General features: G+C 39.8%; 26 protein-coding genes and 1 pseudogene. 14 read left to right on the top strand and 13 right to left on the bottom strand.

Annotated elements, in window-relative coordinates:
* Positions 1-31: 31 nt before the first annotated feature.
* The 4 genes from JWQ54_RS12625 to JWQ54_RS12640 all read right to left on the bottom strand — a co-directional run bounded on the left by JWQ54_RS12625 (position 32) and on the right by JWQ54_RS12640 (position 3,121).
* Positions 32-832 (bottom strand): M48 family metallopeptidase, encoded by an 801-nt coding sequence (locus tag JWQ54_RS12625; protein ID WP_299585195.1) that lies wholly within the window; start codon positions 830-832, stop codon positions 32-34.
* On the bottom strand, positions 829-1,479 hold the full coding sequence (plsY, locus tag JWQ54_RS12630) for a glycerol-3-phosphate 1-O-acyltransferase PlsY (protein WP_299585197.1): 651 nt from the start codon (positions 1,477-1,479) through the stop codon (positions 829-831). The genes JWQ54_RS12625 and plsY overlap by 4 nt, the downstream gene beginning before the upstream one ends.
* Before the next feature lie 192 nt (positions 1,480-1,671).
* Positions 1,672-2,514, bottom strand: coding sequence for a carboxylating nicotinate-nucleotide diphosphorylase (gene nadC, locus JWQ54_RS12635; protein WP_299585199.1), 843 nt, complete (start codon positions 2,512-2,514; stop codon positions 1,672-1,674).
* A gap of 211 nt (positions 2,515-2,725) precedes the next feature.
* Positions 2,726-3,121: a DUF4783 domain-containing protein gene (locus JWQ54_RS12640; protein WP_299585200.1), complete on the bottom strand. Its 396-nt coding sequence runs from the start codon at positions 3,119-3,121 to the stop codon at positions 2,726-2,728.
* Between the two features lie 162 nt (positions 3,122-3,283).
* Between JWQ54_RS12640 and gpmI the strand changes: the two genes are divergently transcribed.
* Complete coding sequence (gpmI, locus tag JWQ54_RS12645; RefSeq protein ID WP_299585202.1) at positions 3,284-4,807, top strand: 2,3-bisphosphoglycerate-independent phosphoglycerate mutase; 1,524 nt, start codon at positions 3,284-3,286, stop codon at positions 4,805-4,807.
* Positions 4,794-5,351: a hypothetical protein gene (locus JWQ54_RS12650; protein WP_299585204.1), complete on the top strand. Its 558-nt coding sequence runs from the start codon at positions 4,794-4,796 to the stop codon at positions 5,349-5,351. Before gpmI ends, JWQ54_RS12650 begins: the two co-directional genes overlap by 14 nt.
* A 5-nt stretch (positions 5,352-5,356) precedes the next feature.
* On the opposite strand, the gene JWQ54_RS12655 is transcribed toward JWQ54_RS12650, so the two are convergent.
* Positions 5,357-5,986 carry a tetratricopeptide repeat protein gene (locus JWQ54_RS12655; RefSeq protein WP_299585206.1) on the bottom strand — a complete coding sequence of 210 codons (630 nt, stop codon included), beginning with the start codon at positions 5,984-5,986 and terminating at the stop codon, positions 5,357-5,359.
* 368 nt (positions 5,987-6,354) lie between these two features.
* Between JWQ54_RS12655 and lon the strand changes: the two genes are divergently transcribed.
* From lon to JWQ54_RS12670, 3 genes are all read left to right on the top strand, one after another.
* Positions 6,355-8,829: an endopeptidase La gene (gene lon / locus JWQ54_RS12660; protein ID WP_299585208.1), complete on the top strand. Its 2,475-nt coding sequence runs from the start codon at positions 6,355-6,357 to the stop codon at positions 8,827-8,829.
* A gap of 153 nt (positions 8,830-8,982) precedes the next feature.
* Positions 8,983-9,567, top strand: coding sequence for a hypothetical protein (locus tag JWQ54_RS12665; RefSeq protein ID WP_299585210.1), 585 nt, complete (start codon positions 8,983-8,985; stop codon positions 9,565-9,567).
* Positions 9,568-9,660: 93 nt separating this feature from the next.
* Positions 9,661-10,638, top strand: a complete 978-nt coding sequence (locus tag JWQ54_RS12670) for a lipid A deacylase LpxR family protein (RefSeq protein WP_299585212.1) — start codon at positions 9,661-9,663, stop codon at positions 10,636-10,638.
* A 150-nt stretch (positions 10,639-10,788) separates the two neighbouring features.
* Here the strand turns inward: JWQ54_RS12670 and arfB are convergent, their stop codons facing one another.
* Positions 10,789-11,205, bottom strand: a complete 417-nt coding sequence (gene arfB / locus JWQ54_RS12675; protein WP_299585214.1) for an alternative ribosome rescue aminoacyl-tRNA hydrolase ArfB — start codon at positions 11,203-11,205, stop codon at positions 10,789-10,791.
* Between the two features lie 131 nt (positions 11,206-11,336).
* Here arfB and cmk point away from each other — a divergent pair, with 131 nt between their 5' ends.
* Positions 11,337-12,017 (top strand): (d)CMP kinase, encoded by a 681-nt coding sequence (cmk, locus tag JWQ54_RS12680; RefSeq protein WP_299585216.1) that lies wholly within the window; start codon positions 11,337-11,339, stop codon positions 12,015-12,017.
* An 85-nt stretch (positions 12,018-12,102) separates the two neighbouring features.
* Here cmk and JWQ54_RS12685 read toward each other — a convergent pair whose 3' ends face one another.
* Both JWQ54_RS12685 and JWQ54_RS12690 read right to left on the bottom strand, forming a co-directional pair.
* Positions 12,103-12,564 carry a dCMP deaminase family protein gene (locus tag JWQ54_RS12685; RefSeq protein ID WP_299585218.1) on the bottom strand — a complete coding sequence of 154 codons (462 nt, stop codon included), beginning with the start codon at positions 12,562-12,564 and terminating at the stop codon, positions 12,103-12,105.
* Between the two features lie 77 nt (positions 12,565-12,641).
* Positions 12,642-14,276: an MFS transporter gene (locus JWQ54_RS12690; RefSeq protein ID WP_299585220.1), complete on the bottom strand. Its 1,635-nt coding sequence runs from the start codon at positions 14,274-14,276 to the stop codon at positions 12,642-12,644.
* Between the two features lie 175 nt (positions 14,277-14,451).
* On the opposite strand from JWQ54_RS12690, the gene JWQ54_RS12695 reads away from it, so the two are divergent.
* The 4 genes from JWQ54_RS12695 to JWQ54_RS12710 all read left to right on the top strand — a co-directional run bounded on the left by JWQ54_RS12695 (position 14,452) and on the right by JWQ54_RS12710 (position 16,422).
* Entirely contained in the window at positions 14,452-15,105 is a 654-nt protein-coding gene (locus JWQ54_RS12695; RefSeq protein WP_299585222.1) for a LysE family transporter, read from the top strand.
* Positions 15,106-15,222: 117 nt separating this feature from the next.
* On the top strand, positions 15,223-15,669 hold the full coding sequence (locus JWQ54_RS12700; protein WP_299585224.1) for a DUF1569 domain-containing protein: 447 nt from the start codon (positions 15,223-15,225) through the stop codon (positions 15,667-15,669).
* 300 nt (positions 15,670-15,969) lie between these two features.
* Positions 15,970-16,092: a hypothetical protein gene (locus tag JWQ54_RS12705; protein ID WP_299585226.1), complete on the top strand. Its 123-nt coding sequence runs from the start codon at positions 15,970-15,972 to the stop codon at positions 16,090-16,092.
* Between the two features lie 6 nt (positions 16,093-16,098).
* Positions 16,099-16,422, top strand: a complete 324-nt coding sequence (locus JWQ54_RS12710) for a hypothetical protein (protein ID WP_299585228.1) — start codon at positions 16,099-16,101, stop codon at positions 16,420-16,422.
* 104 nt (positions 16,423-16,526) lie between these two features.
* Here JWQ54_RS12710 and JWQ54_RS12715 read toward each other — a convergent pair whose 3' ends face one another.
* From JWQ54_RS12715 to JWQ54_RS12725, 3 genes are all read right to left on the bottom strand, one after another.
* Positions 16,527-18,434: a class II glutamine amidotransferase gene (locus tag JWQ54_RS12715; RefSeq protein WP_299585230.1), complete on the bottom strand. Its 1,908-nt coding sequence runs from the start codon at positions 18,432-18,434 to the stop codon at positions 16,527-16,529.
* A gap of 421 nt (positions 18,435-18,855) precedes the next feature.
* Positions 18,856-19,743: a 1-aminocyclopropane-1-carboxylate deaminase/D-cysteine desulfhydrase gene (locus tag JWQ54_RS12720; RefSeq protein WP_299585232.1), complete on the bottom strand. Its 888-nt coding sequence runs from the start codon at positions 19,741-19,743 to the stop codon at positions 18,856-18,858.
* Between the two features lie 51 nt (positions 19,744-19,794).
* Positions 19,795-20,859 carry a DUF6588 family protein gene (locus tag JWQ54_RS12725; protein ID WP_299585234.1) on the bottom strand — a complete coding sequence of 355 codons (1,065 nt, stop codon included), beginning with the start codon at positions 20,857-20,859 and terminating at the stop codon, positions 19,795-19,797.
* 76 nt (positions 20,860-20,935) lie between these two features.
* On the opposite strand from JWQ54_RS12725, the gene JWQ54_RS12730 reads away from it, so the two are divergent.
* Together JWQ54_RS12730 and JWQ54_RS12735 are read left to right on the top strand one after the other, a co-directional pair.
* Positions 20,936-21,967 carry an RluA family pseudouridine synthase gene (locus tag JWQ54_RS12730; RefSeq protein ID WP_299585236.1) on the top strand — a complete coding sequence of 344 codons (1,032 nt, stop codon included), beginning with the start codon at positions 20,936-20,938 and terminating at the stop codon, positions 21,965-21,967.
* 244 nt (positions 21,968-22,211) lie between these two features.
* Positions 22,212-23,048 (top strand): aminotransferase class IV, encoded by an 837-nt coding sequence (locus tag JWQ54_RS12735; protein ID WP_299585238.1) that lies wholly within the window; start codon positions 22,212-22,214, stop codon positions 23,046-23,048.
* On the opposite strand, the gene JWQ54_RS12740 is transcribed toward JWQ54_RS12735, so the two are convergent.
* Positions 23,043-23,330, bottom strand: a complete 288-nt coding sequence (locus tag JWQ54_RS12740) for a helix-turn-helix domain-containing protein (protein WP_299585240.1) — start codon at positions 23,328-23,330, stop codon at positions 23,043-23,045. The genes JWQ54_RS12735 and JWQ54_RS12740 overlap by 6 nt on opposite strands.
* A 224-nt stretch (positions 23,331-23,554) precedes the next feature.
* Positions 23,555-23,788, bottom strand: a complete 234-nt coding sequence (locus JWQ54_RS12745; RefSeq protein ID WP_299585242.1) for a hypothetical protein — start codon at positions 23,786-23,788, stop codon at positions 23,555-23,557.
* An 801-nt stretch (positions 23,789-24,589) separates the two neighbouring features.
* Here JWQ54_RS12745 and rpsF point away from each other — a divergent pair.
* Positions 24,590-24,952 carry a 30S ribosomal protein S6 gene (gene rpsF / locus JWQ54_RS12750; protein ID WP_299585244.1) on the top strand — a complete coding sequence of 121 codons (363 nt, stop codon included), beginning with the start codon at positions 24,590-24,592 and terminating at the stop codon, positions 24,950-24,952.
* Positions 24,952-25,070: pseudogene (locus JWQ54_RS12755) on the top strand (30S ribosomal protein S18); the annotation flags it as partial. The gene rpsF and the pseudogene JWQ54_RS12755, both read left to right, overlap by 1 nt.

The raw sequence follows: 25,070 nt of genomic DNA on the forward strand, positions 1-25,070 counted from the left end.
ATATAAAATCCCGCATTGGCGGGAGAAAAATTTAGTGTTTGTAATACTTCATAGCTTCGGGGATCCGGTTTTGGATATCCGCAATACGGGTTGCATCAGCAGGGTGTGTGCTTAAAAGTTCAGGTGGCGCTCCGCCTTTGTTTTGTGCTGCCATTATTTGCCAAAAGGCGATTGCAGCATGAGGATCATACCCAGCTAGGGCCATAAATGTAAGGCCTAATCTATCAGCTTCCGATTCCTGGTTGCGTGAATATTTTAACAGCACTAAATTACCACCAACGCCATATAGCTGGTTAATGATGCCTTGCGTTGCCTGGCTATTAGTTGACGAGGCAGCGCTAACGGCACCTCCTATACCCTGCACAGCCATCTGTTGTGAGATCCTTTCGGCAGAATGACGTGCTATGGCATGACCAATTTCATGGCCCATAACTGTTGCCAGCATAGCATCAGTTTTGGCTAACGGCATTAAACCACTGTAAACAGCAACTTTTCCGCCGGGCATGCACCAGGCATTAACTTCGTTGCTTTTTATCAGGTTAAATTCCCATTTAAAACTGTACTGGTCACCAAAGCCATTGGTTTTTAAATAACCCTCAATAGCTGTGGCAAGCTGGGCGCCAACTCTTTTTACACGCTGGGCATCGGTCCCCGTATTTATAACTGAAGTTTTAGGATCGGATAACAGCTGGCTGTAGCTTTGCGCTGCCGATTGATTTATTTGAGTGTCATCAACTAATTTTAATTGTTTGCGGCCAGTGAGGGGAACTGTTGAGCAGGAACAAAGTATTAGAGTAACTACTACTGTAATAACCGAAAGTATATTTTTCATGTGGCTGTTTTTTTCTTAAACAAATTAACCCTCGACTCTTTACCCTTTAATAATCTTTCAATATTTTTTTGGTGTGTAACCAGTATCAATAAACATATTAACATTCCAAAAATAACCACCAGGTTATTGGTATACTTATTAAAAAAGAAAGTAACACCAATCAGGTAAGCAAAGCCGGCAGTAATTGAACTAAGTGATACGTACCGTGTAATTAAAAGTACAACTATAAACACTGATACACATAATAACGCGGCATTTAAGTTGACTGCTAAAACCATACCAAAAAGGGTGGCTATGCCCTTTCCACCCCTAAACCCGGCAAACACAGGGAACAGGTGACCCATAACAGCAGCTATACCCAAAGCTAACTGGTAGCTTATATAATTGGAATGAAGGCCCCCGGTTGTTGAAACGCCGATGAAATAGGCCAGGTTAGTAGCTGTCCACCCTTTTAAGATATCAATTAACATTACCGGGATCCCTGCCTTTTTACCTAACACCCTGAATGTGTTGGTTGCTCCGGCATTGCCGCTGCCATATTCCCTCACATCAACTCCGTAAAATGCCTGGCCTATCCAAACCGCTGTGGGGATAGAGCCGCAGAAATAGGCCAAAATAAGCGCTGAAATTGAGTAGACAGTTATCATTTCACCGCAATATTAATAAATAGAATGCTTAATGTGTTAATCATTGTAAATTAGTGATTGGAGGTTAGAGATCAGAGGTTAGTTATAGCACCCCACTCTTTAATGCCTTTTTTTCCAATTGCTATATTTGATATTTGAAAGCTATTTTTCCGGCGGAACTAACCTCTAATCACAAGTCGTCAATCTCTTCTCCTAAACCGCCTTTAAGCTCAAATCTAAACTTTTTACAGAATGGGTTAAAGCGCCTACTGATATATAATCAACCCGGCAGGCTGCATAGTCCCTGATATTATCGATAGTTATACCGCCAGATGCTTCTGTAATAAACCTTCCATTAATAATTTTCACTGCTTCACGCAAGTCATCAAAATTAAAGTTATCCAGCAATATACGATTTATGCCCCCGGTTTGCAAAACTTGTTGCAGCTCTTCAAGGTTTCTTACTTCAATTTCAATTGCCAGCTTTTTGTTTTGATTAATGATATATTGTTGCGCATTTTTTATCGCCTGCATTATACCACCCGAATAATCAACATGATTATCTTTTATCAATATCATATCATACAGCCCAAAGCGGTGGTTTACCCCCCCGCCAATTCTAACGGCCCATTTTTCAAGATACCGCATTCCCGGAGTTGTTTTGCGGGTATCTAAAACTTTGGTATTTGTACCATGTAAAAGGTCTACAATTTGGCGGGTTTTTGTGGCTATCCCGCTCATGCGCTGCATGCAGTTAAGCACCAGGCGTTCGGCTTTCAAAATGTTTTGTGCATCGCCTTCAACCTCAAAGGCAATGTCTTTTGGTTTTATCTTTTCGCCGTCATTCAAAAACGTGGTTACTTTAAGGCCGGCATCAACAATATGAAATATTTCTAAAGCCAGCTCAATACCTGCCAAAATACCTTCGTCCTTTACTAAAAGTTTCGCTTTGCCCTTTGTGCCCGCAGGAATAGTTGCCAGCGATGTATGGTCGCCATCACCTACGTCTTCCTTAAGGGAATTTAAAATAAATTGATCAATAAGTAGTTTATCCAAATCTATAAGCTTTTTTGAAGCCCAAAAGTAATAATAGTTGATGGTTCATGGTTCATAGTTCATGGAAAAAGTTCATAGGAAAGTTCATAGTTGATGGTTCATAGTTCATGGAAAAAGAAAGGAGTGGCTTATAGATAAATGAAATAGCGGCCTTATGAGCTACAATTGTCCAGACCATGAACTATGAACCATCAACTATGAACCAAAAAACCTACTTCACCTTTTCTGTTTCTATCCGCAGCTCGATCAGCGCCAGGCTGCCTTCGGTTTCTTTTAAAGTGTAGCCTATACGGAAAGGCCCCTTTTGAGTGTTAACAATAAGTACAGCAAACAGGTAATTGGGGTTGGAGTTTACTTTATGAAGCATCTTAACAGATACCGGTTTATTTTGACTGAAAAATTTATCTAAAATAAGGCCGGCCTGAACTTTTGAATAAACATTTTCTTCATCCTGCATGGTTATCTCCACGGTTTCAGCAAAAATTTTTGATAATTCGCGGGTATTTCCCTGGCGGATCAACTCGGCAACTTTATCTATGGGATCAACTGCGATAGCAGCAGGAATCATGTAAAAAATAATAAGCAACGGCATGTAAAGTGGTTTCATATACTATCAGACAACTATTGAAAATGAGCGTTACAGTAAATATTAATTAAGTTAATGGGGTTTAGGATGGCGATAATTCTATTAACTTAATCAAATACTCGCATAATAAACTTAATCAACAATTAATTTATAACTTAACAACGTTGCCTTTATATTTGCATTGTGGAAAGAAAGAAAAAAATTGCGTTAATTATCCTCGATGGCTGGGGTTACGGCCGTAATGATGCGTCGAACGCTATAGTTGCAGCCAATACACCTTTTTTTGATTCAATGTTAAAAAAATATCCAAATTCAAAATTGGAGGCTTCGGGCACGGCTGTTGGTTTACCTGCAGGACAAATGGGAAATTCGGAGGTTGGGCACATGAATTTGGGTGCAGGCCGGGTTGTTTACCAGGAACTTGGCCGCATACATAAAGCTGTTGATGATAATGAGCTGCCAACAAATGCTGTTTTAAAAGAAGCCTTTGAATACGCTAAGCGAAATAATAAAAATGTACATTTTATTGGCCTTGTTTCTGATGGCGGCGTACATTCGCACATCAGGCATGTAAAAGGCCTATGTGATGCAGCCGCTGTTTATGAGCTGAATAAGGTATTTATTCATGCCTTTTTGGATGGCCGTGATACTGACCCAAAATCGGGCGAAGGCTTTATAACGGAGCTTGAGGATTATATTGAAAAAACCAATGTAAAACTGGCATCGGTAATTGGCAGATATTTCGCTATGGACAGGGATAACCGCTGGGAACGGGTTAAACTGGCTTATGACCTGATGGTTAATGGTAAAGGCCAGCCAACTCAAAATATTATTCAATCAATAAAAGAATCGTACCTGCAAGGAGTTACTGATGAATTTATAAAACCCATTGTAAAGGTTGATACAAACGGGCAGCCACTGGCAATAATTAAAGAAGGCGACGTTGTGATTTCCTTTAATTTCAGGACCGACAGGGGGCGTGAAATTACAGTAGCGTTAACACAAAGAGCTTTTCCTGAATATAATATGCATCCGCTGGATCTGCATTATATTACCATGGTGCCTTATGACGAAACCTTTAAGAATGTAAAGGTTGTATTTAATAAGGAAGACCTTACAAAAACCTTAGGCGAAGTTTTGCAGGATGCTGGCAAAAACCAGATCAGGATTGCCGAAACAGAAAAATATCCGCATGTTACGTTTTTCTTTTCAGGTGGCCGGGAAAAGGAATTTATTAATGAAAAACGCTTACTGGTACCATCGCCAAAGGTTGCAACTTATGATCTGCAGCCAGAGATGAGCGCCGAAGGGATCCGTGATGCCATTATCCCGGAGTTGAAAAGCGGATGGGCTGATTTTATCGTTTTAAATTTTGCAAATACAGATATGGTTGGCCACACCGGCGTATTCAGCGCAGTTATTAAAGCCGCTGAAACTGCCGATAGCTGCACAAAAGCTGTTGTAGAAACCGGCCTGGCAAACGGTTATTCATTTATAATTATTGCCGACCATGGCAATGCCGATTATATGATAAACGATGATGGATCGCCAAATACTGCGCATACAACCAACCTGGTTCCGTGTATTATTATTGATGATGATGTTAAGCAGGTTAAGGATGGTAAATTAGGTGATATAGCGCCTACGGTATTAAAAATTTTAGGGGTAGCAATTCCTGAACAAATGGGTGGTAATGTATTGGTGTAAATTAAGGCCATTTACAACTATTGCTTTAATTGGCAGTATAATGATAAGTGGCCTGGCTTGCCGGCCAGACGTTAAGGAGGAAAATGCTGCCACCTTAAAGTATTTTGATATTAAAGGATATTTTACTGCCGATACCGCGCGCCTTAACAAGCTGAGCAGGATGGTTACTAAAACGGTAACACATAATGGCGTTACCGAAAACAAAAAAGTAAAAATTGATAACTGGGGGCACGAGCTTGATATGTTTACGGGTGCAGATATAAACAGGCCGGCCTGGAAAAATAGTTATACCATAGCTACCGGGGATAACCTGGTATTATATAAGGCCAAAGAGGATGAACTTAAAGTGCGCGAGATAATCATTAAAAAAGATAAAGAAAAAGTAAAGTGGATAGTGATATACACCCGGACTAAAAACATATTATACCAAACCACCGAAAAGCTGAGTTATTTTCCCGATTCGCTATATTTGATTGAAAAGGACCAACGGGTAAAGCTAATGGGAAGGAACCGGTATAAAATACAGGGAGTAATTGAGCAGTAAGCTTATTATTTATGGGCCATTGCCTCGTCAAGCCTTTGTTTTGAAAGATCAATCAGTGCAGATATATCTGATCTTCCCGGATTATCTGCTAAAACCTTTTCAAGGTCGGCTAAAGATGCTTTAAAAGAGTTTATAGCCCTTGCCTTATCATAAGCACGGCCGGTAGCCTGTATTTTAAATACACCATACTCACGATACGCAATGCCCCTAACCTGGTGATATTTATTTCTGGTATCATCCGGATCAATAGATATTGCTTTAGTCAGATCAAATATCGACCCTAACAAATACTTTTCCCTATCTGCCGAAGAAAGCTGGTTGTCTTTGCCCAAATAGCTTTTTGCCCTGGCCCTGTAGTAATAAGCGGTTGCATCCACAGGGTTTATTGCTATTTCTTTAGTGTAAGCTGCAATTGATTTTTTGTAGTTTTCGCTATGATAATAGGAGTAGCCAAGCATTAGCAAAGCAGTGGAGTTTGTTGAATCAATAAGGCATGCTTTTTCAAGCTGCGCTACTGCAACTTTAAAATCTCCGTCCATTAAAGCCTGCTGCCCTAACTTTACATATGAGTTTTGGGCAGATGCGTTTTCAAAAGAAGAAATTATCAGAAAAGATATTATTACCGAAATCTTCATTAAAGGCCACTATTGTTTTATCAAAGCAGTATATTATTAACTTATATTGCAAGAAAATATTATGCCAATGGGCACTAATTTGTCTGAATATTTTTAATAATTTATCAAATAGAATGCGATGATATGACTTTTTTTCATCTTTATCAATATTTTTTATTTTTCAATCAAAAGTGAGTGAATTTATAATTTGCATGTAATCAATGCTTTACGAAGCAAATGTAATAGTTGCTGAATATTGTCTTATCTTGGCACATGTCTTGAAACAAGGTATTGCTACAGGAATAATTACTAGTTAACCTGTAAAAAAATGCCTGTAACTTTGCAGGCTGACAATATGACGTTTTTTATAAAAACATAAAAGGTAGTTGATGAATTTTGATCCATTTGATTTTAAAAGTGCTTTACCGGTAATAAACGAAGATTCTGAATTTTTCCCCCTGATGTCAACAGAAGACGAAGAGGAAATGAATAATGAGGCTTTGCCGGATATATTATCCATACTACCATTGCGGAACACTGTTTTATTTCCGGGAGTGGTTATTCCTATTACAGTTGGCCGCGATAAATCAATAAAGCTTATCCGCGATGCTAACAAGGGCAGCCGGATGATTGGGGTAGTTTCTCAACAAGATGTGGGGATTGAAGACCCTTCATTTTCCCAGTTAAACAAAATTGGCACCATTGCGCTTATTGTAAAAATGCTGCAAATGCCTGATGGTAATACAACTGTAATACTTCAGGGCAAAAAACGCTTTATTTTAAAAGACGAAGTACAAAGCGTACCTTATATAAAAGCTACTATTGAGCCTTTTAAAGAAATAAAGCACAAAGAAGATAAAGAGTTTAAGGCAATGGTTTCGTCCATTAAGGATATGGCCATGAGCATTATTCAGCTATCGCCAAATATTCCGAGCGAGGCAGGCATTGCGATCCGCAACATTGAAAGCACTTCATTTTTGATCAATTTTATATCATCAAATATGAATGCCGATATGCTTGCCAAGCAGCAATTGCTGGAAGAGGCCAGCCTGCGCAGCAGGGCAAACCTGGTGCTGGAGCATTTAACCCTTGACCTGCAAATGCTTGAGCTGAAAAACCAGATCCAGAGCAAAGTACGGGTCGACCTTGATAAGCAACAGCGCGATTATTTTTTAAATCAGCAATTAAAAACGATACAGGAAGAGCTTGGCGGTTCATCGCCTGATCTTGAGATTGATAGCTTAAAGCTGCGTGCATCAAAAAAGAAATGGGCGAAAGAAGTTAAGGATCATTTTAATAAAGAGCTTGAAAAGCTTGTACGCACTAATCCTGCTGCGGCTGATTACTCTGTACAGATAAATTACCTTGAGTTATTGCTTGACTTGCCGTGGAACGAATTTACTAAGGATAACTTTGATTTGAAACGCGCCCAAAAGGTTTTGGATAAAGATCATTTTGGCCTTGATAAAGTAAAACAACGTATTATTGAATACCTGGCCGTGCTTAAATTAAAGCATGATATGAAAGCCCCGATACTTTGTTTGGTTGGCCCTCCGGGAGTTGGTAAAACATCATTAGGTAAATCAATTGCCAAAGCTTTGGGGCGTAAATATGTACGTATGGCCTTGGGTGGCATCCGTGATGAAGCCGAAATAAGGGGGCACCGTAAAACCTATATCGGCGCAATGCCGGGCCGTATAATTCAATCTGTTAAAAAAGCGGGTGCGGCAAACCCTGTATTTATACTGGATGAGATTGATAAGGTAGGTAATGATTTTAGGGGCGATCCTTCGTCGGCATTGCTTGAAGTGCTTGATCCTGAACAAAACAGTACTTTTTATGACCATTATGTAGAGATGGATTTCGACCTGTCAAACGTAATGTTCATCGCGACAGCAAACTCACTGAGCACAGTTCAACCAGCTTTGCTTGACCGTATGGAGATCATTGAAGTAAATGGTTACACCATTGAAGAGAAAATTGAAATAGCCAAACAGCATTTGATCCCCAAACAACGCGAGGCACATGGCTTAAAGGCTAAAGATGTGGTTGTAAAACCAGATATTATAGAAAAGCTGATAGTTGACTACACCCGTGAGTCGGGCGTTCGCTCGCTTGAGAAAAAAATAGGTTCATTAGTACGCGGCGTAGCAAAAAATATTGCCATGGAAGAGCCTTATAACCCTACCGTGAATAAAAAAGAGGTAGAAAAGATCTTGGGCGCACCTATATTTGATAAAGACCTTTACGAAGGCAATGATGTGGCGGGTGTAGTTACCGGTTTGGCATGGACCTCAGTAGGCGGAGATATATTATTTATTGAAGCAAGCTTAAGCCCTGGCAAAGGCAGGTTAACCTTAACCGGCAGCCTGGGCGATGTAATGAAGGAATCGGTAACGATAGCCCTGGCTTATTTACGCGCACATGCTTCCTATTTCAATATTGATCCCAAACTGTTTGACCTGTGGGATATTCATGTGCATGTTCCGGCTGGTGCCACACCAAAAGATGGCCCATCAGCTGGTGTAACCATGCTTACTGCCCTAACATCAGCATTTACGCAGCGTAAAATTAAACCGCACCTGGCAATGACAGGCGAGATAACTTTAAGGGGGCGTGTATTGCCTGTTGGCGGTATAAAGGAAAAAATACTGGCTGCTAAACGCGCCAATATAAAAGAGATCATCCTGTGTGCATCAAACAGAAAAGACATCCTGGAAATTAAGGAAGATTACATAAAAGATCTTAAATTTCACTATGTAACACAAATGCGCGAAGTAATAGATTTAGCTCTTTTAAATGAAAAAGTGGAAGATGCGCTTGATCTTACTGTTAAAGCAGAGGTTACTCCTGCTCTAAATTAATTCACTTTTTGTAATATTATTAGTTGCTGGTTTTAAACATACGGTTTACGACAAATTTGATGTTTTAAGCCATCATTGGCCTTGTAACTGCATAAACTGAAACTTTTTAACCGGCACTAGCGTATTACTCACTATCATAATTATAAAGTAATTATGGTAATAGTTAATAACCCAAAATCTTTAAAAGTGAATAAAACCTTTACACTAAAAGCTGTTTTTTTATTACTACTTATCACATCATCTTTTTATCTGAAGGCCCAAAACCTTGAAGAAAACCCAATTAAAAGGGATTCGACCATTGTAGAGCTTAAAAAGCCCAAAACTGTGTTCCTTGAAGTTGGCGGCCCCGGTCTTGCACTTACTATAAACTACGATACCCGGTTTGGCGATAAGAGAGATAAATGGGGCTACAGGGTTGGTGCAGGTTATTACAATACAGGCGCTAACTGGGTTGCCTCTGTTCCGCTGCAGTTAAATTATTTGTATGGTTTTGGAAAAACCGGGGGTAGCAGTTTTGCCGAACTTGGCGCAGGTACAACTTTTGTCCGCTCGCAGGGAAGCTCCAAAGGAACAACTTTTGAGTTTGATAATATAACCGGGTTTATTGGCACTGCTACGGTAGGTTATCGTTTTCAGCAGGATAATGGCGGTATAAATTTCAGAATAGCATTTGTGCCTATACTATATGATGACGGATTTATAGCCGAAGGTGGTCTTAGCATTGGCTATACCTTTTAATGCAAGAATACCAGAATACAAGATAAAATATTAAAAAAGGCCTGAATTATCGGGGCTTTTGCTATTTTAGGCGCGGTTAATCCAAAAAACCGGATGAGAATTAAATTATTGACTTTCCTTATAGGCTTTTTTTGTGCTGTAAACGTTTTCGCACAATCACATAGTAATGAAATAGGTGCCAGAACCGATAACGATTCTTACCTTTTACAGGGATCAGACAGGTACTATACCGATGGTGCTTTTTTTTACTACAGGCATGCTTTAAAAGTTAAAGGCGGCGATAGCACCAGGTTGCTTAATAAGGTGCTTGGTTTTGAAACCGGTCAAAAAATATATAACCCCCAAAGCGGGAGTGTATTTTACCGGGAAGCCGATCAGCCTTTATTAGTAGACCGGCCGTTTGCCGCCTACCTGTATGTGGGTGCAACCCTGAATTTTTTGTATAAAGATGAAAGTAATTTAAAAGTTGGCGCTCAATTGGGTATTATAGGACCGGGCGCACTTGGTAAAGAGGTGCAGGATTATGTACATGATAATTTTGGTTTTTACCACCCAAGCGGATGGGAATTTCAAATCCGTAACGAAGTACAGCTAAACCTTTCTGCCGAATATAACAAGCTGATAGCAAGGGGAGGGTGGATTGATATTTCATTGGCAAGCTATTTAAATTTAGGGAATGGCTTTAGTGGTGCCGGTGTTGGTCCGCTGGTAAGGTTTGGATCATTTAACCAGCTGTTTAACTCGGTAAGTACGCAAAGTACCGCTATAAGGAATCAGGCAGTAGCACCGCTTCATACGCACGAAATATTTTTTTATTACAAGCCGCTTTTTAATTATGTAGCTTATGATGCCACTATACAGGGGGGTTTATTTGATAAGCATAATGACCCAAATAGCCTTGAAATAACCCGTAATAAAGAGCCTTTTATTTTTAGCCAGCAATTTGGCGTTGCTTTTACAACCGGCCGGTTTGTAGCTGATGTCGCAGCCATATTTCATACCAAAGAAGTTAAAGAAATGGTACGGTCCGAACAATGGGGGAGTGTAACATTATCATATAGGTTTAATTAGAGAGATTAGTGATTGGAGGCTAGAGATTAGTTTTTTAGTCGTTTTTCTAACCTTCATTATTCGGTATTTAAAGAAACTAATCTCTGGTCTCTCCTATATAACTTAAGTTATTTTTAACGAAACATAAGGCCGTTATTCATAAACTAATCTTTAATCACCTTCACCAAAACTCCTCTTCCTGCTTTCTTTTTTAGCTGAGTTTATTTTTTTTGATTCAAGGCGTGCGGCTTTTGCTGCTTTACTTACTTTGGTTGCTTTCCGGGTTTTAGGTTTATGCAGCGCTTTAGTTAATAATACGGTTAGCCTTTCAATGGCTTTTTCTTTATTTAAATACTGGCTGCGCTCTTCATCGCAAATTACCTGTACCAGGCCATCCTTATTTAAACGCGACTGCAGCTTATCATTCAATAAAGCCTTCTCCTCATCAGTAAATAGCAATGAGTTATCTACTGAAAACAGTAATTCAACCTTGCTTGATACCTTATTAACGTTTTGACCGCCCTTGCCGCCGCTGCGGGACGCTTTATAAGTAGTTTCTTTTTGCAGGTCAGCTTTAGTAAAATTCATGGGCGAATTTAGTGAATTAGTTGATTAGGTTGATTGAGTTGATTAAGTGAGTGGTTATAATTTGCATAATGACAACTTAATCAACCCAATCAACAGCTCACTTAATCAACTTTTTATTAACTTAGCTGCTCATGAGTAACAACATCATAGTTGCCATTGATGGCTATTCATCGTGCGGAAAAAGTACTTTGGCTAAGGCTTTAGCAAAAAAACTTCATTTTATTTATGTTGATAGCGGTGCAATGTACCGTGCTGTGGCGCTGTATTTTTTAAGGAACAATGTGGACCTTAATGATCACGAACAGATTGCTGACGCGCTGAAAAAGATCCATTTAAACTTCCATTCGCGCGACTATCAAACACATATCACCCTAAATGATGAAGAGGTGTCTGACGAGATAAGACTAATGCCTGTTTCTGAAACGGTAAGCGCGGTATCGGCTATCCGCGAGGTACGCAAGGAAATGGTGAAACAGCAGCAAAGGATGGGTAAGTCAAAAAATATTGTGATGGATGGGCGCGATATTGGTACAGCCGTGTTCCCTGATGCCCCGGTTAAGATTTTTATGACCGCAGATCCAAAAGTAAGAGCTGAAAGACGTTATAAAGAAATGCTGCCTAAAAACCCCGATATTACTTTAGAGGAAGTTTTTGAAAATATAGCCCACCGTGATTACCAGGATACCACCCGAACGGAAAGCCCCCTGGTACGTGCTAAAGATGCTATAATATTAGATAATACTAACCTTACACCTGAACAGCAGTTGGATTTTGCTTTAGAGAAAGTTAAACCCTTCCTTGAAGGGAGATAATTAGAGATTATTGATTGGAGATTAGATTGAAATGTTGCAAAATCTTGAATTTGACTATAAATAACTAATCTCTTACCTCCGATCTCTAATCACCCTCAGAGAACCTCACCGCACTTACCCCAAATCTATTTAAAAAATCAACGCCCTCATCGCTTGCAAGCCCTTTATAGGCTGCATACGATTTATCGAAAAATACTTTTTTAACCCCTGCCGAAAAAATAAGGCGTGCACAGGGCAGGCATGGCGATAAGGTAGTATATAGCGTTGCACCTTCAAGATTAGCGCCGTTTTTTACAGCATACAGTATAGCATTTTCTTCGGCATGCAGGGCGAGGGAGCAGCTCCCTTTTGAATCGCGGGGACAACCTATGCCTGGCCATTCCTCATCGCAGTTGTGGGTATGTGCCGGAGGGCCGTTATATCCTATTGAGATAATGCGGGTGTCCTTAGCTAAAACGGCACCGACCTGGGCTTTAACGCAGTGTGAGCGCTTAGCCAGGTCGGTTGCCAGGTTCATGAAAATATGGTCGAAACTTAATTTAGTCATATTTGATCAGAGGTTAGTGGTCAGGGGTTAGAAGATCTCAACTAATCTCCGATCTCTAACCTCTGATCTCTAAAATATTAATGTCCGCGTGAGGCGTCTATATGGTCAATATCAATACCTTGTTTCTTTAATTCGACGCCAGCTTTCCAAGCAAAAAATGCGAGGTAGGCAAAGCCAAATACCGGTATTATGTATGAAAAATGGATGCCGCTCATGCCTGAAAAAGTACTTTGGGCAGTATCAGCTAATATACCTTGTACAGGAGGAATAATAGAACCACCCAGTATCATCATAATTAAAAATGCGGAACCCTGGCTGGTGTATTTTCCTAAACCTGCAATAGCCAACGCAAAAATTGATGGCCACATAATTGAGCAGCATAAGCCACCACTAATGAACGCAAATAAGCCAATCCTGCCTGTAGTCAACAATCCGGTTATCATAGCTATTACACCTAATAAACCAAAAATGGTTAAAGTACGTACAGGTTTTTGCTGACCCACAAAAAAGCCTATTACTAAAATTGCCACACATAATGCATAGATATACAAATTACTAACATTGGTACCACTAAGGTAATTAACAAGCAGTACTACTCCGAATGCAAAGAACGGGACAATAACTGTCAGGATATTTTTTGTCAATTTAGACAGGTCAAAAACGCCTATTGCGCCTGTCCATCGGCCAATCATTAAACTTCCCCAGTATAATGAAATATAAGGCGCTATCTCAGCTGCAGTAAAATTGCCGAATTCCGGTGTTTTAAGCAACGAACCCATATTGCTTTGAATGGTTACCTCAACACCTACATAAGTGAATATGGCTATCATTCCATAAATTAACTGCGGGTATTGCATCGCGCCCCAGCCCTCTTTGCTCTTACCGGCCGATGTTAATGATAGAATAAGGGTTATCAGGATTATTGCTAAAGATGCATAAACGAAGTAAGCTTTGGCAATGTGAGTGTAATCGCTTAACGGGCCGGCAGCCAGAACCAAGCAAAAAGCAATAAATATGATGAATAAAGGAAAATTCGTTTTATGACTTGCCTCAATCTTTTCATCGCTGGTTACCTTAGGTAGTTTTGAGATCCAAAAGAAGATAGCAACTGCTACATAAAGGCCTGCTAATATGAAGTACAAGTTATTAATTGCAGTTATTTTAACGTCAATAGCGGGTATTAATTTGCTTGCACTGCCAAACAATACAATACTTACTATAACCGGACCTAATAACGTACCGAAATTATTTACCCCGCCCGCAAGATTTAAACGGTTAGAACCTGTTTCTGGTGTTCCGAGTGCAATAACAAACGGATTGGCAGCAGTTTGTTGTAATGAAAATCCAAGTGCTATAACAAAAAAGGCTCCTAAAATAAATCCAAATGAACCCGAATTAACCGCAGGTACCATTAAAAGGGCGCCGGCTGCTGATAAAATTAGTCCATAAATAATACCATTTTTATACCCCAGCTTATTAAGGATATCAACCTTCGTTATCTGAGAAGCAAAATACAATCCAAGCGAACCAATGAAGTAACCGCCATAAAAAGTAAAGTCAATTAGCTGCGATTCAAACTGGGTTAAATTAAAATGCGCCTTGCAAAAGGGTATAAAAATACCATTGGAGGCTGCTAAAAAGCCCCAAAAGAAAAATACAGTAATGATTGTGTACAATGCTGTACCGTAACTTTTTGTGTTTTTTTGTTCCATTGTTTAATTAGGTTATACAAAAGGTATATTTTAAAACTCTAAACATAGCTATTTTTTGCAATTCTGTTATATTTTTAAATTAATAAATCACAATTTTAAGTTTGGTTGTTTAACATATAAAATTGCATATTCGTGCTGCCTTTTTTAAAATTGAACGGCACATAAGCCTTAATTAATGATAGAAGCTATTATTTCGGGTATTGGGTTTGGCTTAGTGCTGACGTTTTTAACCGGCCCGGTTTTTTTTGCTTTAATAAAAACCAGTATTGAAAAAGGCTTCCACGCGGGCGTTGCACTGGCTTTGGGTGTAGTTTGCAGTGATATGGTATTTGTTGGCGCTATATTATTCGGCTCGCAATATTTTGATATTACAGCTCACGATAAAACCTATGCGGGCATATTTGGCAGCGCCATTTTGTTTGCAATAGGAATATACTACATGTTTAAAAAGTCTGAAATAAATTATAAAAACACCATACCTACTAAACTGCATCGCGCCGGATATTTTTTAAAAGGTTTTGTGATGTGCATTTTCAATCCTACCATACTATTCCACTGGACAATAGTAATAGGCGCAGCAAGTACGGTATATCATGAAGGGGTTCAGCACCGGTCAGTGAAAATTGCTATAATGTTCCTAACCATCCTTGTGGTGCAATTCGGCCTTGATACTATCAAGGCTTTTTATGCCGATAAACTTCGCGACAGGATCTCTGTAAAGTTTGTGCACCGCCTTAACGAGGTTGCCGGAGTAGCACTTATCATTGCTTCGCTTGTGCTGCTTGATAAGCTGGTTACCCATTTTGTTTTCTCGCCCCCGGGAGCGTAGGGTATTGGTCATTGGTCATTAGTCATTAGTCATTAGTCAGTTGTATAAAAATTGGCGTGATAAAATGGTTTATGAATATCCTTTTTAATTATATTTAAACCATTATTAGACCTTGTTATGGAAAGTGTATTTAGCCCTGATGTAAACGCTTTATTTATTGAGCGTATTAATAAGCTTACGCCATCAACGCCTGCTTTGTGGGGCAAAATGAATGCGGCTCAAATGCTGGCCCATTGCCAGGTGCCTGTGAAAGTGGCTTTTGGAGAATTAAATACTAAAGGTGGTTTAATAGGTTTATTATTTGGTGGTATGGCCAAGAAAAAGCTGGTAAATGAGCAGCCATTTACACATAACCTGCCAACTATGAAAGAGGCTAAAATTTTAGATAAAAGAGATTTTGAAATCGAAAAGGCAGTTTTAATTGAATGTGTTAAAAGATTTACCGCCGGGCCGGATGTACTAACCAAAAAGCCCCACCCTTTTTTCGGTCCGCTAACTGTTGATGAATGGAATACGCTGCAGTACAAACACCTTGATCATCATTTAAGGCAGTTTGGGGTGTAAATAATTTCGCAGAATAGAATTTGACACGACTCCGCCAGGCAATAAAATTTCCAAATTTGCTTTATAAAAGCTATCTTTAAGAAATTCTGTTTTAACTGCTATAGCTGCGTTTAAGCAATGTCCTATTTCTGTCCGGGTAATATTTTCGTATCGGCTAATAATACATCATTAAATACGTTATAGTACTAATTAACCTTAGCGCTTTCGTATCAAAATAGAATTCCCCGGTAACTATGTCTTATGTCATTTTGCCGGCAATAATAATATCCACTAAAAATAAATTACTAAATCATTAACACAATGAGCAAAGACAGAAAAACGGTTAAAGAGGTTAAAAAAGCGCCTACCGTAAACGCAAATAAAAAGGTATCATCATACCAGTCAGAAAAAGGATCAAAATCCGAGTCAAACGGTAAAAAATAACGTAACATGAACGAAAAAACAGTAGAGCTTCAAACCCGGATGTACCTGTACGATTTAATGAACGCTGCCAAAGAACATGGCTTTAAAGCTGATGATAGCTGGGAGCTAAACATGGTTACTGACAGCGGACGATCAAAGTTGCAGAAAGATTATTATCCGGCAATTGCCATGAAAATACTTCCCGAAATGCTTTTACAGGTGTTTAACTCAACAAAATCAGGATTAAAACAATCGTCTGCTAATGAGGGCCAGGTACCTGATAAGAAAAGTATTTTAACCGATAATATCAATTATCTTGTTGCCATTAATCCGAAAAGACCGAGGGGATAAGTTTGGAGTCTTGAGTCCAAAGTCGAAAAAAATCAGGCAAATAAAAAGTCCGAAATCAACTATAATGACTTCGGACTTTTGACTTAAGACTATCGACTCAAGACTTAATTATACCCGCGGGCATTTTTACCTTCCATCCAGTTTGCAAAGGCCTTGTTAACCACCTTATTGCCGCCTGGCGTAGGATAATTACCTGAGAAGTACCAATCGCCTTTATGGTCAGGACAGGCCGTATGTAAATTATCAAGCGTTTGATATAACACTTTTATTTCAGCCTTTATTTCTTTGGGGGTAATGATCTGTGCAATGCGGTCAGAGATCTCCTGGTCTGTAAATGGTTCATAAATGGCCTTTACATAGTTTTCAACTTCTTCTTTAGGCAGTTTTGCGCTATCCTTGCACTGCTGGTATACCTTCAGGATCACATCATCCCTACCGGCATCTTTAAGCAAGCTGATTGCTGCTTCAAAAGCAACAAACTCGCCCATGCGCGACATATCAATACCATAACAATCAGGGAAACGGATTTGCGGGGCCGAAGAAACCACCACTATCTTTTTAGGGCCCAGCCTGTCAAGTATTTTTAGGATGCTTTGTTTAAGCGTTGTTCCGCGTACTATTGAATCATCCAGCACAACCAACGTATCGGTGTCTCTATTTATCAGTCCATACGTGGTATCATATACGTGTGCCACCATTTCGCTGCGGTCGGCATCCTGCGTAATAAAGGTGCGCAGCTTAACATCTTTAATGGCAATCTTCTCAACCCTTGGCGCCATTGAAAGCACCTCCGTTAATTCCTCTTCACTAATCTTATCGTCGCGGTTCAATAATTTATCGCGCTGATATTTTTTAATATACTTATGTACACCTTCAACCATGCCGTAAAAGGCAACTTCGGCAGTGTTTGGGATATAGGAAAAAACGGTATTTTTAACATCGTGATTAACATTTTCCAGGATCTGCTCGCAAAGTAAACGACCCAGTTGCTTCCGCTCACGGTATATGGAAGCATCACTGCCGCGCGAAAAATAGATCCGCTCAAATGAGCATGCCTTTTTTTCTGCAGGCTCGCTAAACATATCCTCACTTATTTTGCCGTTCTTTTTTACTATAAGGGCATGGCCGGGTCTTATTTCCTTAATGTCCTCCATCGGAATATTAAAGGCTGTTTGTATGGCTGGCCTTTCAGATGCTGCTACTACAATTTCATCATTGTAATAATAGTAAGCAGGGCGGATCCCAACAGGATCGCGCATTACAAAGGCATCACCATGGCCTAATATGCCGGCAATGGTATAACCGCCATCCCAATTCTTTGCAGATTTGCGAAGAATTTTGGCCACATCCATATCATTGGCAATCATTTTGCTGATCTCGATGTTGTCATCAAGTCCTTCCCGTTTATACTGATCAAAAAGGCCCTGGTTTTCTGTATCAATAAAGTGGCCTATTTTTTCAAGAACGGTTATGGTATCAGCTTTTTCCTTCGGATGCTGACCAAGATCATAAAGTTGCTGCAGTAGTTCATCAACATTAGTCATGTTAAAGTTACCGGCAATAACCAGGTTACGGGTCATCCAGTTGTTTTGCCTCAAAAAGGGGTGACAGTTTTCAATGCTGTTTTTGCCATGGGTACCATAACGCAAATGGCCCAATAACACTTCGCCGGTAAAGCTTACGTGCTCTTTGAGCCATTCTGCATCCGCCATTTTTTCAGGCATTTCCTTCTGAATGTCGGCAAATTTCTTCTGGATATATTCAAATATATCCGCAACCGCATTCGAAGCCATCGATCGATGTCGGCTTATGTAGCGCTTGCCAGGTTCAATATCCAGTTTAATGGTAGCAACACCGGCGCCATCCTGGCCGCGGTTATGTTGTTTCTCCATTAAGAGGTAAAGTTTGTTCAAGCCGTAAAGGGCCGTGCCGTATTTTTCCTGGTAAAAAGAAAGTGGCTTTAACAGTCGAATGAATGCAACACCGCATTCATGTTTAATCGAATCACTCATGATTGTTAATGAGCGGCAAAGTTATAATTTAAAAGTTAAAACTCGGAATTAACAATGTCATTAAATTGCATTAATATTGGGGGAGGGGGATTGGTGAATTATTGAATTATTGAGTTAGTGAATTAGTGAATTAGTGATTTGAAGAAACCTTTACAATCAGGCAGTTCTGGATTTAAAGTTTGGGATGGTTAAAGTTATTGATTTTGGGGTGGATTATAAAGTGGATGTTTTGTTAATCAATTATAAGATTTTGTCATTGCGAGCGTAGCGCGGCAACCTCGTCGAATGTTTAGCAACTATGCAAGTTCTACACCTTTCTATTCGCTCTGTATAGTATGAGGTTGCCGCGCTATCGCTCGCAATGACATGATGTTATTGGGGGACAATTATTTAAATGATTAAATGAATTGATTAAGAATTTTCAAAACTTATCCTTCATCCCCAGCAAGCCCCAGATCCCCCCGCTATGGATAGCCAACACCCTGCTGCCTGGTTTAAAGTAATTTTTAGCGGCAAGATCATATATCGCGTAAAGCATTTTACCGGTATAGACCGGCTCAATCAAGATGCCGGTTTCAACTATAAATTTTTTGATGAATTGGATTAATCGCTCATCAGTTTTGCCATAGCCGCCAAAGTGGTAATCAGTATGTAATTCATAATGAGCTGGGGTGTTTAAAAACTTATCAATCTCACCCCTCATAAAGTCGCCATTTTTTAATACCGGCACGGCATTAAATTGTGTGTTAAGTTTATGCTGATAAATGCCATTGATAATACCCGCTGCAGTGGTGCCTGTTCCGCAGGCGCAAAAAATATGATCGTATGGTTCAGTTAGTTCATCCATCAGTTCGCTGCATCCTTTTGCACCTTCGGCAGATGAGCCGCCCTCGTCAATAAAAAAGGCATTATTATCATCGCCAAAGTATTTATCAAACAGTGCGGGTTTATCGCGATAGCTTTCACGATCGGTAAACACCAAATTCATCCCGTGCAGACGGCAAAGAAAAAGTGTATCATTATTTACTTCCTCTCCCCTTACAACGCCCGTAGCTTTAAAACCGAACTTTGCCGCTGCTGCCGCTGTCGCAAGCAAATGGTTGGAGTAAGCACCCCCAAACGTGACCAGGTGGGTTTTATTTTCGGACTGTGCCCGTTTTAAAATGTATTTTAATTTACGCCATTTATTGCCGGAGATAATGGGGTGGATCAGATCATCCCGTTTTAAAAAAACCTTTATTCCCTGTTCATCAAACAGTTGGTTTTTAATTTGATGAACCGGGCTAAAAATTTCGAGGTTAAGATCCATTAAGCAAATGTAAATAAAAGCTTAACATAACGATGAGGGTTAAACCCGTGGTTACATCCCAAACCCAATACCCGCATTAACAGATTTATATTGCGCCTGGGTATAAGAGGTATAAACGCGGAAAAAGCCGAGATTTAACTGGAACCCAATATCTGCACGTGCCCCGCTAACCACATTTTCACTAATTGAAACGGGATTGGTAAACGTGGTATATGTGCTGGCGAGTAACGTGCCGCCGGTTGTTACCGGGTAGTTGCCAACAGCGGTAACATTGGCGCTGGTGGTATTATACCCAACAGCTAAAAAGGGAGTAAATGCCAATAGTTTTTTTGATATGATAACCTGGCCCATAAAACTATTAAAGTTTCCTTCCAGGTGCTGGTTGCTAAAGTCGGTGCTTTGCTGGCTGTCTTTAGGCTGCGCGCCATCGTCAGGGTTTACCGTTAAAGGCTTGCGCAGGTTTAAATGACTGTAGCCAATAGCAACGGCCAGGTCAAACGGGATCAGTTTACCGGCTGTTTTACCTGCAATGTCCTGCATGATATCGTGTTTTAAGCCAAAGCCTATCATTGAGACGCTGCCAACATCGTTACTTAGGGTAATCTTTGGTATCGCGCGCAGGGTGATATCGGTATTTTGCGGCAGGCCTACAGTAACCTGTACCTGCGGCGCCGGAATAACCGAAATAACACCTGCAGGCATGTTAAAGCTGCTAACCTTTTGCCCGTTATCATCATAAATATTTAGCAACGGGCCATTATTTTTTTGTCCGCCAAATGTTGGGGCTATGGTTTGGCTTGCATCAGCGGGCCGTACGTGGTTTGATAACCCGATTTTGGTTACATCAAAGGTTTTATCGGCTGATGAAATAAAGGCTACCGATGTCGTGATCCGGACGTCAAAATGCAAGGTCTTTTTTGTTTCTGCGGTGTTGTTCCAGCCACTGTTCTGATCAACCCCCAGGCCTTTAAACAATGGCATTGCATAGGAATTTAATAATTTTGTAGCATCTGCCGGGCTTGATTTGATGAGTCCTGAAAGGCCATCCTGCGCGTTTGCTGCTGAAACCAAACCAATTAAAACAACTGTGGTTAAAAGACTGTAAAGTTTTCTCATGGGTATATTAACGCATATTTAAGGTTACATGTTTTACGATTAATCAATATCTGAAAAAACGAGTACTTTTGCCCGGATGACTGAAGATAACGGTTTTATTGAGCAGGAAGAACAGGACCTTTATGAACACCTGCGCATAGTTGTTGATAAAGGGCAATCGCTTTTGCGGATTGATAAGTTTTTAATGTACCGGGTTGAAAATGCATCACGCAACCGCATTCAAAATGCAATTGAGCTGGGTAACGTACTGGTTAACGATAAAGCTATCAAATCCAGCTATAAGGTAAAACCGCTTGATGTTATCTCGGTAGTATTGCCGCATCCGCCGCGTGATACGGAAGTTTACCCGGAAAACATCCCGCTGGATATTATTTATGAGGATGATGACGTGCTGGTGGTTAATAAACCTGCCGGACTGGTAGTGCATCCGGGTTACAATAACTATACAGGTACGCTGGTAAACGGGTTGGTTTATCATTTTCAGCAATTGCCAACTTTGCCGGGCAATGATGGCAGGCCCGGCCTGGTGCACCGGATAGATAAGGATACATCGGGTTTGTTGCTGATCAGCAAAAATGAGCGCTCCATGACCTGGCTGGCCAAACAATTTTTTGATCATACAATAGCCCGTAAATATATTGCCCTGGTTTGGGGCGACCTGCCTGAGGATGGCACAGTAACCGGTTATATTGGCCGCAGCGTAAATGACAGAAGGGTAATGTCTATTTATGACGATCCTGAAAAAGGAAAATGGTCCGTAACGCATTACCGGGTTTTGGAGCGGATGGATTATGTTACGCTGATTGAATGCCAGCTGGAAACAGGCCGTACGCACCAGATCCGCGCGCACATGAAACACATTGGCCACCCTTTATTTAGCGATGCTACTTACGGGGGAGATAAAATTTTAAAGGGCACAGTTTTTAGTAAATACAAACAATTTGTTGAAAATTGCTTTGAACTATTGCCACGGCAGGCATTGCATGCACAATCATTAGGCTTTTTGCATCCAACGCTAAAAAAACAATTGTATTTTGAAGCCCCGCTTCCTGATGATTTTGCAGCAGGTTTGGAGAAGTGGAGGCGGTATGTGAGATCTGAGACGTGAGATTTGAGATCTGAGACAAGTCCCAAAGTCGATAAAGTCCGGAAGTCAGAAAGATAAGAGTGGTCGTGTTCCGTGAAACAGTGTGTACAATGTAAACAAGTGGAACAAAAAAAGCAATTTGGAACAACGTGGAACGGATGGAACACGTGGAACAACTTTAAAAAGCGCAATCATGTTAATACATAATACAATTTAAATTAATCTCAAATCTCACGTCTCATATCTAACATCTCATATCTAAAACATGGTTCCAATATTCATCAATTTTAATGGAGAAATACTTCCGGCTGATACCAAACTGGTAGCACTAAATAACCGTGCATTTAAGTATGGCGATGGCTTGTTTGAGAGTATGCGGTTGATGAAGGGGCAGCTTAAATTTCCGGAACTGCATGCCGACCGCTTACAACGGGGCATGAAAGCGCTAAAAATTGACGGCTACTCGCAAATGGATACCTGGTTTTTAAAGGAAAAAGCTGCCGACCTTGCTCGTAGAAATAAGATTAAACATGGCCGCCTGCGCTTAACCGTTTACAGGGATGCTGATGGTTTATACACGCCGTCGCAAAATAAAATGGGCTACTGCCTGGAGATCCAGCCGATGGATGAGCCGCGTTATTTCTTAAATGACAAGGGCCTTATAGTTGATATGTATACCGAATTGCCAAAGCCTACCAACTACCTGTCCAACATAAAAACGTGCAATTCATTAATATACGTAATGGCAGGCATCTACAAAAATCAAAACAAGCTTGATGATGTGTTTTTGCTGAATCAAAATGGCAACTTATGCGAGGCAAGCAGCTCGAATATATTTATATGGTACCAGAAGCATTTATATACGCCGGCATTAAGCGAGGGCTGTGTTGAGGGGGTTATGCGCCAGGTGATCATCAATATCGCCAAAAATAATAACATCCCGGTAACAGAAGCGCAGATAAGCCCGGATATATTATACGAAGCCGATGAAGTGTTTATAACAAACGCCGGCCGTGGCATACAAAGTGTAATAGGTTTTGGAGTGAGGCGATATTTTAACGGACTGAGTAAAATACTGATAGAGGAACTGAATAAACTATAACGAACCGCCGCCCTGTTTTAATTTTTGGCCCGATAGCTTTGGTATGATGGTTTCTTCACCATCCAGGCAGAGCAGATCTGCAAGCTCAACTTCCAGTATTTCTGCAATTTCAATTAAACGATTTAAGGTAACATTGCTGTAGCCCAACTCTATTTTACTGTATGCATTTTGCGAGATCCGGAGTTTTGCAGAAAGATAATCCTGCGTATAATTTCTGAATTCCCGGATCTTCCTAATGTTGGAGACTATTTGTTTGGTTTTTAAATCGTTTATCGATCTCATAAGAATGGTTGTAGATCTATAAACAAAATAAAAAGGCCTTCGGTTTTTTTGAAATGTAAATTAACTAAAAAATAAGTTATAACGGGTGTTCTGTTTACTTACTCATCAGCCTGATACATCACCGCTGTACAGGCAACATATAAACACATAGGCTTTAACCTTGCAGAAATGCTTGCAAAATGAGATATTAAAATGGAAAGGGATCTTTATGAAGAATAAGCTGATTAAAGGTCGTCATCCGGCAGGTGGTCATCATCATCAGGATCTTCAATGTCTTCCTCAACAATTATGTCATGCAAATCGTTTTCGTCATCAGCCAGGTCGTCAAAGTCTTCATCATCCTCATCGTTCCAGTCGCCAGCTATGCCATCTTCATCAGCCGGTGAAAACTCAACATAAGTATCATCCTCATCAATGGTGTGGATGATACTTTCTTTTTCAATTCCTGTTAATATCATAATTCAAAATTATTGTAAATCAATTGGGAACCTAAAGTATATTAAATTAAATGAATCAAGAGTAAAAATTTTATAAAAATGATTTGGATACTTTGAATATAATTCCAAATGAATTATACAATAAACCCCCGCGATCATAGCCGATATCGTATCCTATATTGTAATTATTTTTCAATGGCCTTGTACCTTCCAGGTAAATTGACGTTTGATGTACTTTTTTAAATGGGATGTCTGTATCTGGCCCTGCTGCCAGATACCCGCCAAAGGTTCTGTATATTTCTGTACCGTTGGCATATGTTCCATAATTTTGCGAATAAGATATTTTACCTGCGTAAAACCAATTAACTCACAATTAATTGAGAATTTACTGTAATAAAGAACAAAATGATATCGGATTGATAACGGAAGGATCATTTAATTGTTATGACCAATTTTTACTAAAAGTTAAATAATTATTAAAATACTGAGTGCCAATAATTGATAATTAATTGTATGGAGCTTTATAATTAATATTCCAATATTTAAGAGGCGTTGATGAACTTAGTCGTGTCAATCATGAATTGACGCTTAGTCTTGAGTCGAAAGTCTTGAGTTCTAAGTCAGAAAAAGACAAAATTTGACTTAAGACTTGCGACTTAAGACTGTTGACTTACCACTAGAAATCCCGCAATAACTTGCACTGAAATTGTATTTTTGAAAAAATAGATTAATATCAAATACTGATATACTTATTTTACAAAATAATATGTACATTTGCAGCCCCGTAATAGCGGGTAAATTATTTAAAATCAAAGTATAACAATGCAACAGTACGAAATTGTGATCGTTCTAACCCCGTTGTTGTCAGTAGATGTTGCTGCAGAGGCTATTGCCAAATACAGTAAGCTCTTAACTGATAACGGAGCCGAAATTATCCAGGAGGATAATTGGGGTTTGAGAAAATTAGCGTACCCTATTCAAAAGAAGACTACAGGGTACTATCACTTAACTGAATTTAAGGCTCCGGGTGATTTAATTAACAAATTGGAAGTAGAATTACGCCGCGACGAGCGCGTTTTACGTTTCCTTACCATTGCTTTAGATAAACATGCCATTGCTTACAATGACAAGAAACGCAGTGGTGCTTTCAACAAAAAACCTAAAACAGAGGAGGCAGCACACTAATGGCAAATGATCAGATTAAATACGTTACCGCCCCTAAAGTAGAGGATACACGTAAAAAATATTGCCGTTTCAAAAAGAACGGTATCAAGTATATCGATTACAAAGACGCTAACTTTTT

It is taken from the genome of Mucilaginibacter sp. (assembly GCF_028288225.1).
Taxonomy (GTDB): Bacteria; Bacteroidota; Bacteroidia; order Sphingobacteriales; family Sphingobacteriaceae; genus Mucilaginibacter.

Excerpts from the sequence above, each read along its gene's own strand:
- JWQ54_RS12740 (WP_299585240.1), bottom strand. The coding sequence starts at position 23,330 with ATGAGATCGATAAACGATTTAAAAACCAAACAAATAGTCTCCAACATT.
- JWQ54_RS12655 (WP_299585206.1), bottom strand. The coding sequence starts at position 5,986 with ATGAAGATTTCGGTAATAATATCTTTTCTGATAATTTCTTCTTTTGAA.
- cmk (WP_299585216.1), top strand. The coding sequence starts at position 11,337 with ATGAGTAACAACATCATAGTTGCCATTGATGGCTATTCATCGTGCGGA.
- JWQ54_RS12650 (WP_299585204.1), top strand. The coding sequence starts at position 4,794 with ATGTATTGGTGTAAATTAAGGCCATTTACAACTATTGCTTTAATTGGC.
- JWQ54_RS12725 (WP_299585234.1), bottom strand. The coding sequence starts at position 20,859 with ATGAGAAAACTTTACAGTCTTTTAACCACAGTTGTTTTAATTGGTTTG.
- JWQ54_RS12710 (WP_299585228.1), top strand. The coding sequence starts at position 16,099 with ATGAACGAAAAAACAGTAGAGCTTCAAACCCGGATGTACCTGTACGAT.
- JWQ54_RS12695 (WP_299585222.1), top strand. The coding sequence starts at position 14,452 with ATGATAGAAGCTATTATTTCGGGTATTGGGTTTGGCTTAGTGCTGACG.
- JWQ54_RS12665 (WP_299585210.1), top strand. The coding sequence starts at position 8,983 with ATGGTAATAGTTAATAACCCAAAATCTTTAAAAGTGAATAAAACCTTT.
- plsY (WP_299585197.1), bottom strand. The coding sequence starts at position 1,479 with ATGATAACTGTCTACTCAATTTCAGCGCTTATTTTGGCCTATTTCTGC.
- JWQ54_RS12705 (WP_299585226.1), top strand. The coding sequence starts at position 15,970 with ATGAGCAAAGACAGAAAAACGGTTAAAGAGGTTAAAAAAGCGCCTACC.
- JWQ54_RS12685 (WP_299585218.1), bottom strand. The coding sequence starts at position 12,564 with ATGACTAAATTAAGTTTCGACCATATTTTCATGAACCTGGCAACCGAC.
- JWQ54_RS12715 (WP_299585230.1), bottom strand. The coding sequence starts at position 18,434 with ATGAGTGATTCGATTAAACATGAATGCGGTGTTGCATTCATTCGACTG.
- JWQ54_RS12625 (WP_299585195.1), bottom strand. The coding sequence starts at position 832 with ATGAAAAATATACTTTCGGTTATTACAGTAGTAGTTACTCTAATACTT.
- JWQ54_RS12720 (WP_299585232.1), bottom strand. The coding sequence starts at position 19,743 with ATGGATCTTAACCTCGAAATTTTTAGCCCGGTTCATCAAATTAAAAAC.
- arfB (WP_299585214.1), bottom strand. The coding sequence starts at position 11,205 with ATGAATTTTACTAAAGCTGACCTGCAAAAAGAAACTACTTATAAAGCG.
- JWQ54_RS12640 (WP_299585200.1), bottom strand. The coding sequence starts at position 3,121 with ATGAAACCACTTTACATGCCGTTGCTTATTATTTTTTACATGATTCCT.
- JWQ54_RS12745 (WP_299585242.1), bottom strand. The coding sequence starts at position 23,788 with ATGATATTAACAGGAATTGAAAAAGAAAGTATCATCCACACCATTGAT.
- JWQ54_RS12700 (WP_299585224.1), top strand. The coding sequence starts at position 15,223 with ATGGAAAGTGTATTTAGCCCTGATGTAAACGCTTTATTTATTGAGCGT.
- rpsF (WP_299585244.1), top strand. The coding sequence starts at position 24,590 with ATGCAACAGTACGAAATTGTGATCGTTCTAACCCCGTTGTTGTCAGTA.
- JWQ54_RS12690 (WP_299585220.1), bottom strand. The coding sequence starts at position 14,276 with ATGGAACAAAAAAACACAAAAAGTTACGGTACAGCATTGTACACAATC.
- JWQ54_RS12730 (WP_299585236.1), top strand. The coding sequence starts at position 20,936 with ATGACTGAAGATAACGGTTTTATTGAGCAGGAAGAACAGGACCTTTAT.
- lon (WP_299585208.1), top strand. The coding sequence starts at position 6,355 with ATGAATTTTGATCCATTTGATTTTAAAAGTGCTTTACCGGTAATAAAC.
- JWQ54_RS12670 (WP_299585212.1), top strand. The coding sequence starts at position 9,661 with ATGAGAATTAAATTATTGACTTTCCTTATAGGCTTTTTTTGTGCTGTA.
- JWQ54_RS12735 (WP_299585238.1), top strand. The coding sequence starts at position 22,212 with ATGGTTCCAATATTCATCAATTTTAATGGAGAAATACTTCCGGCTGAT.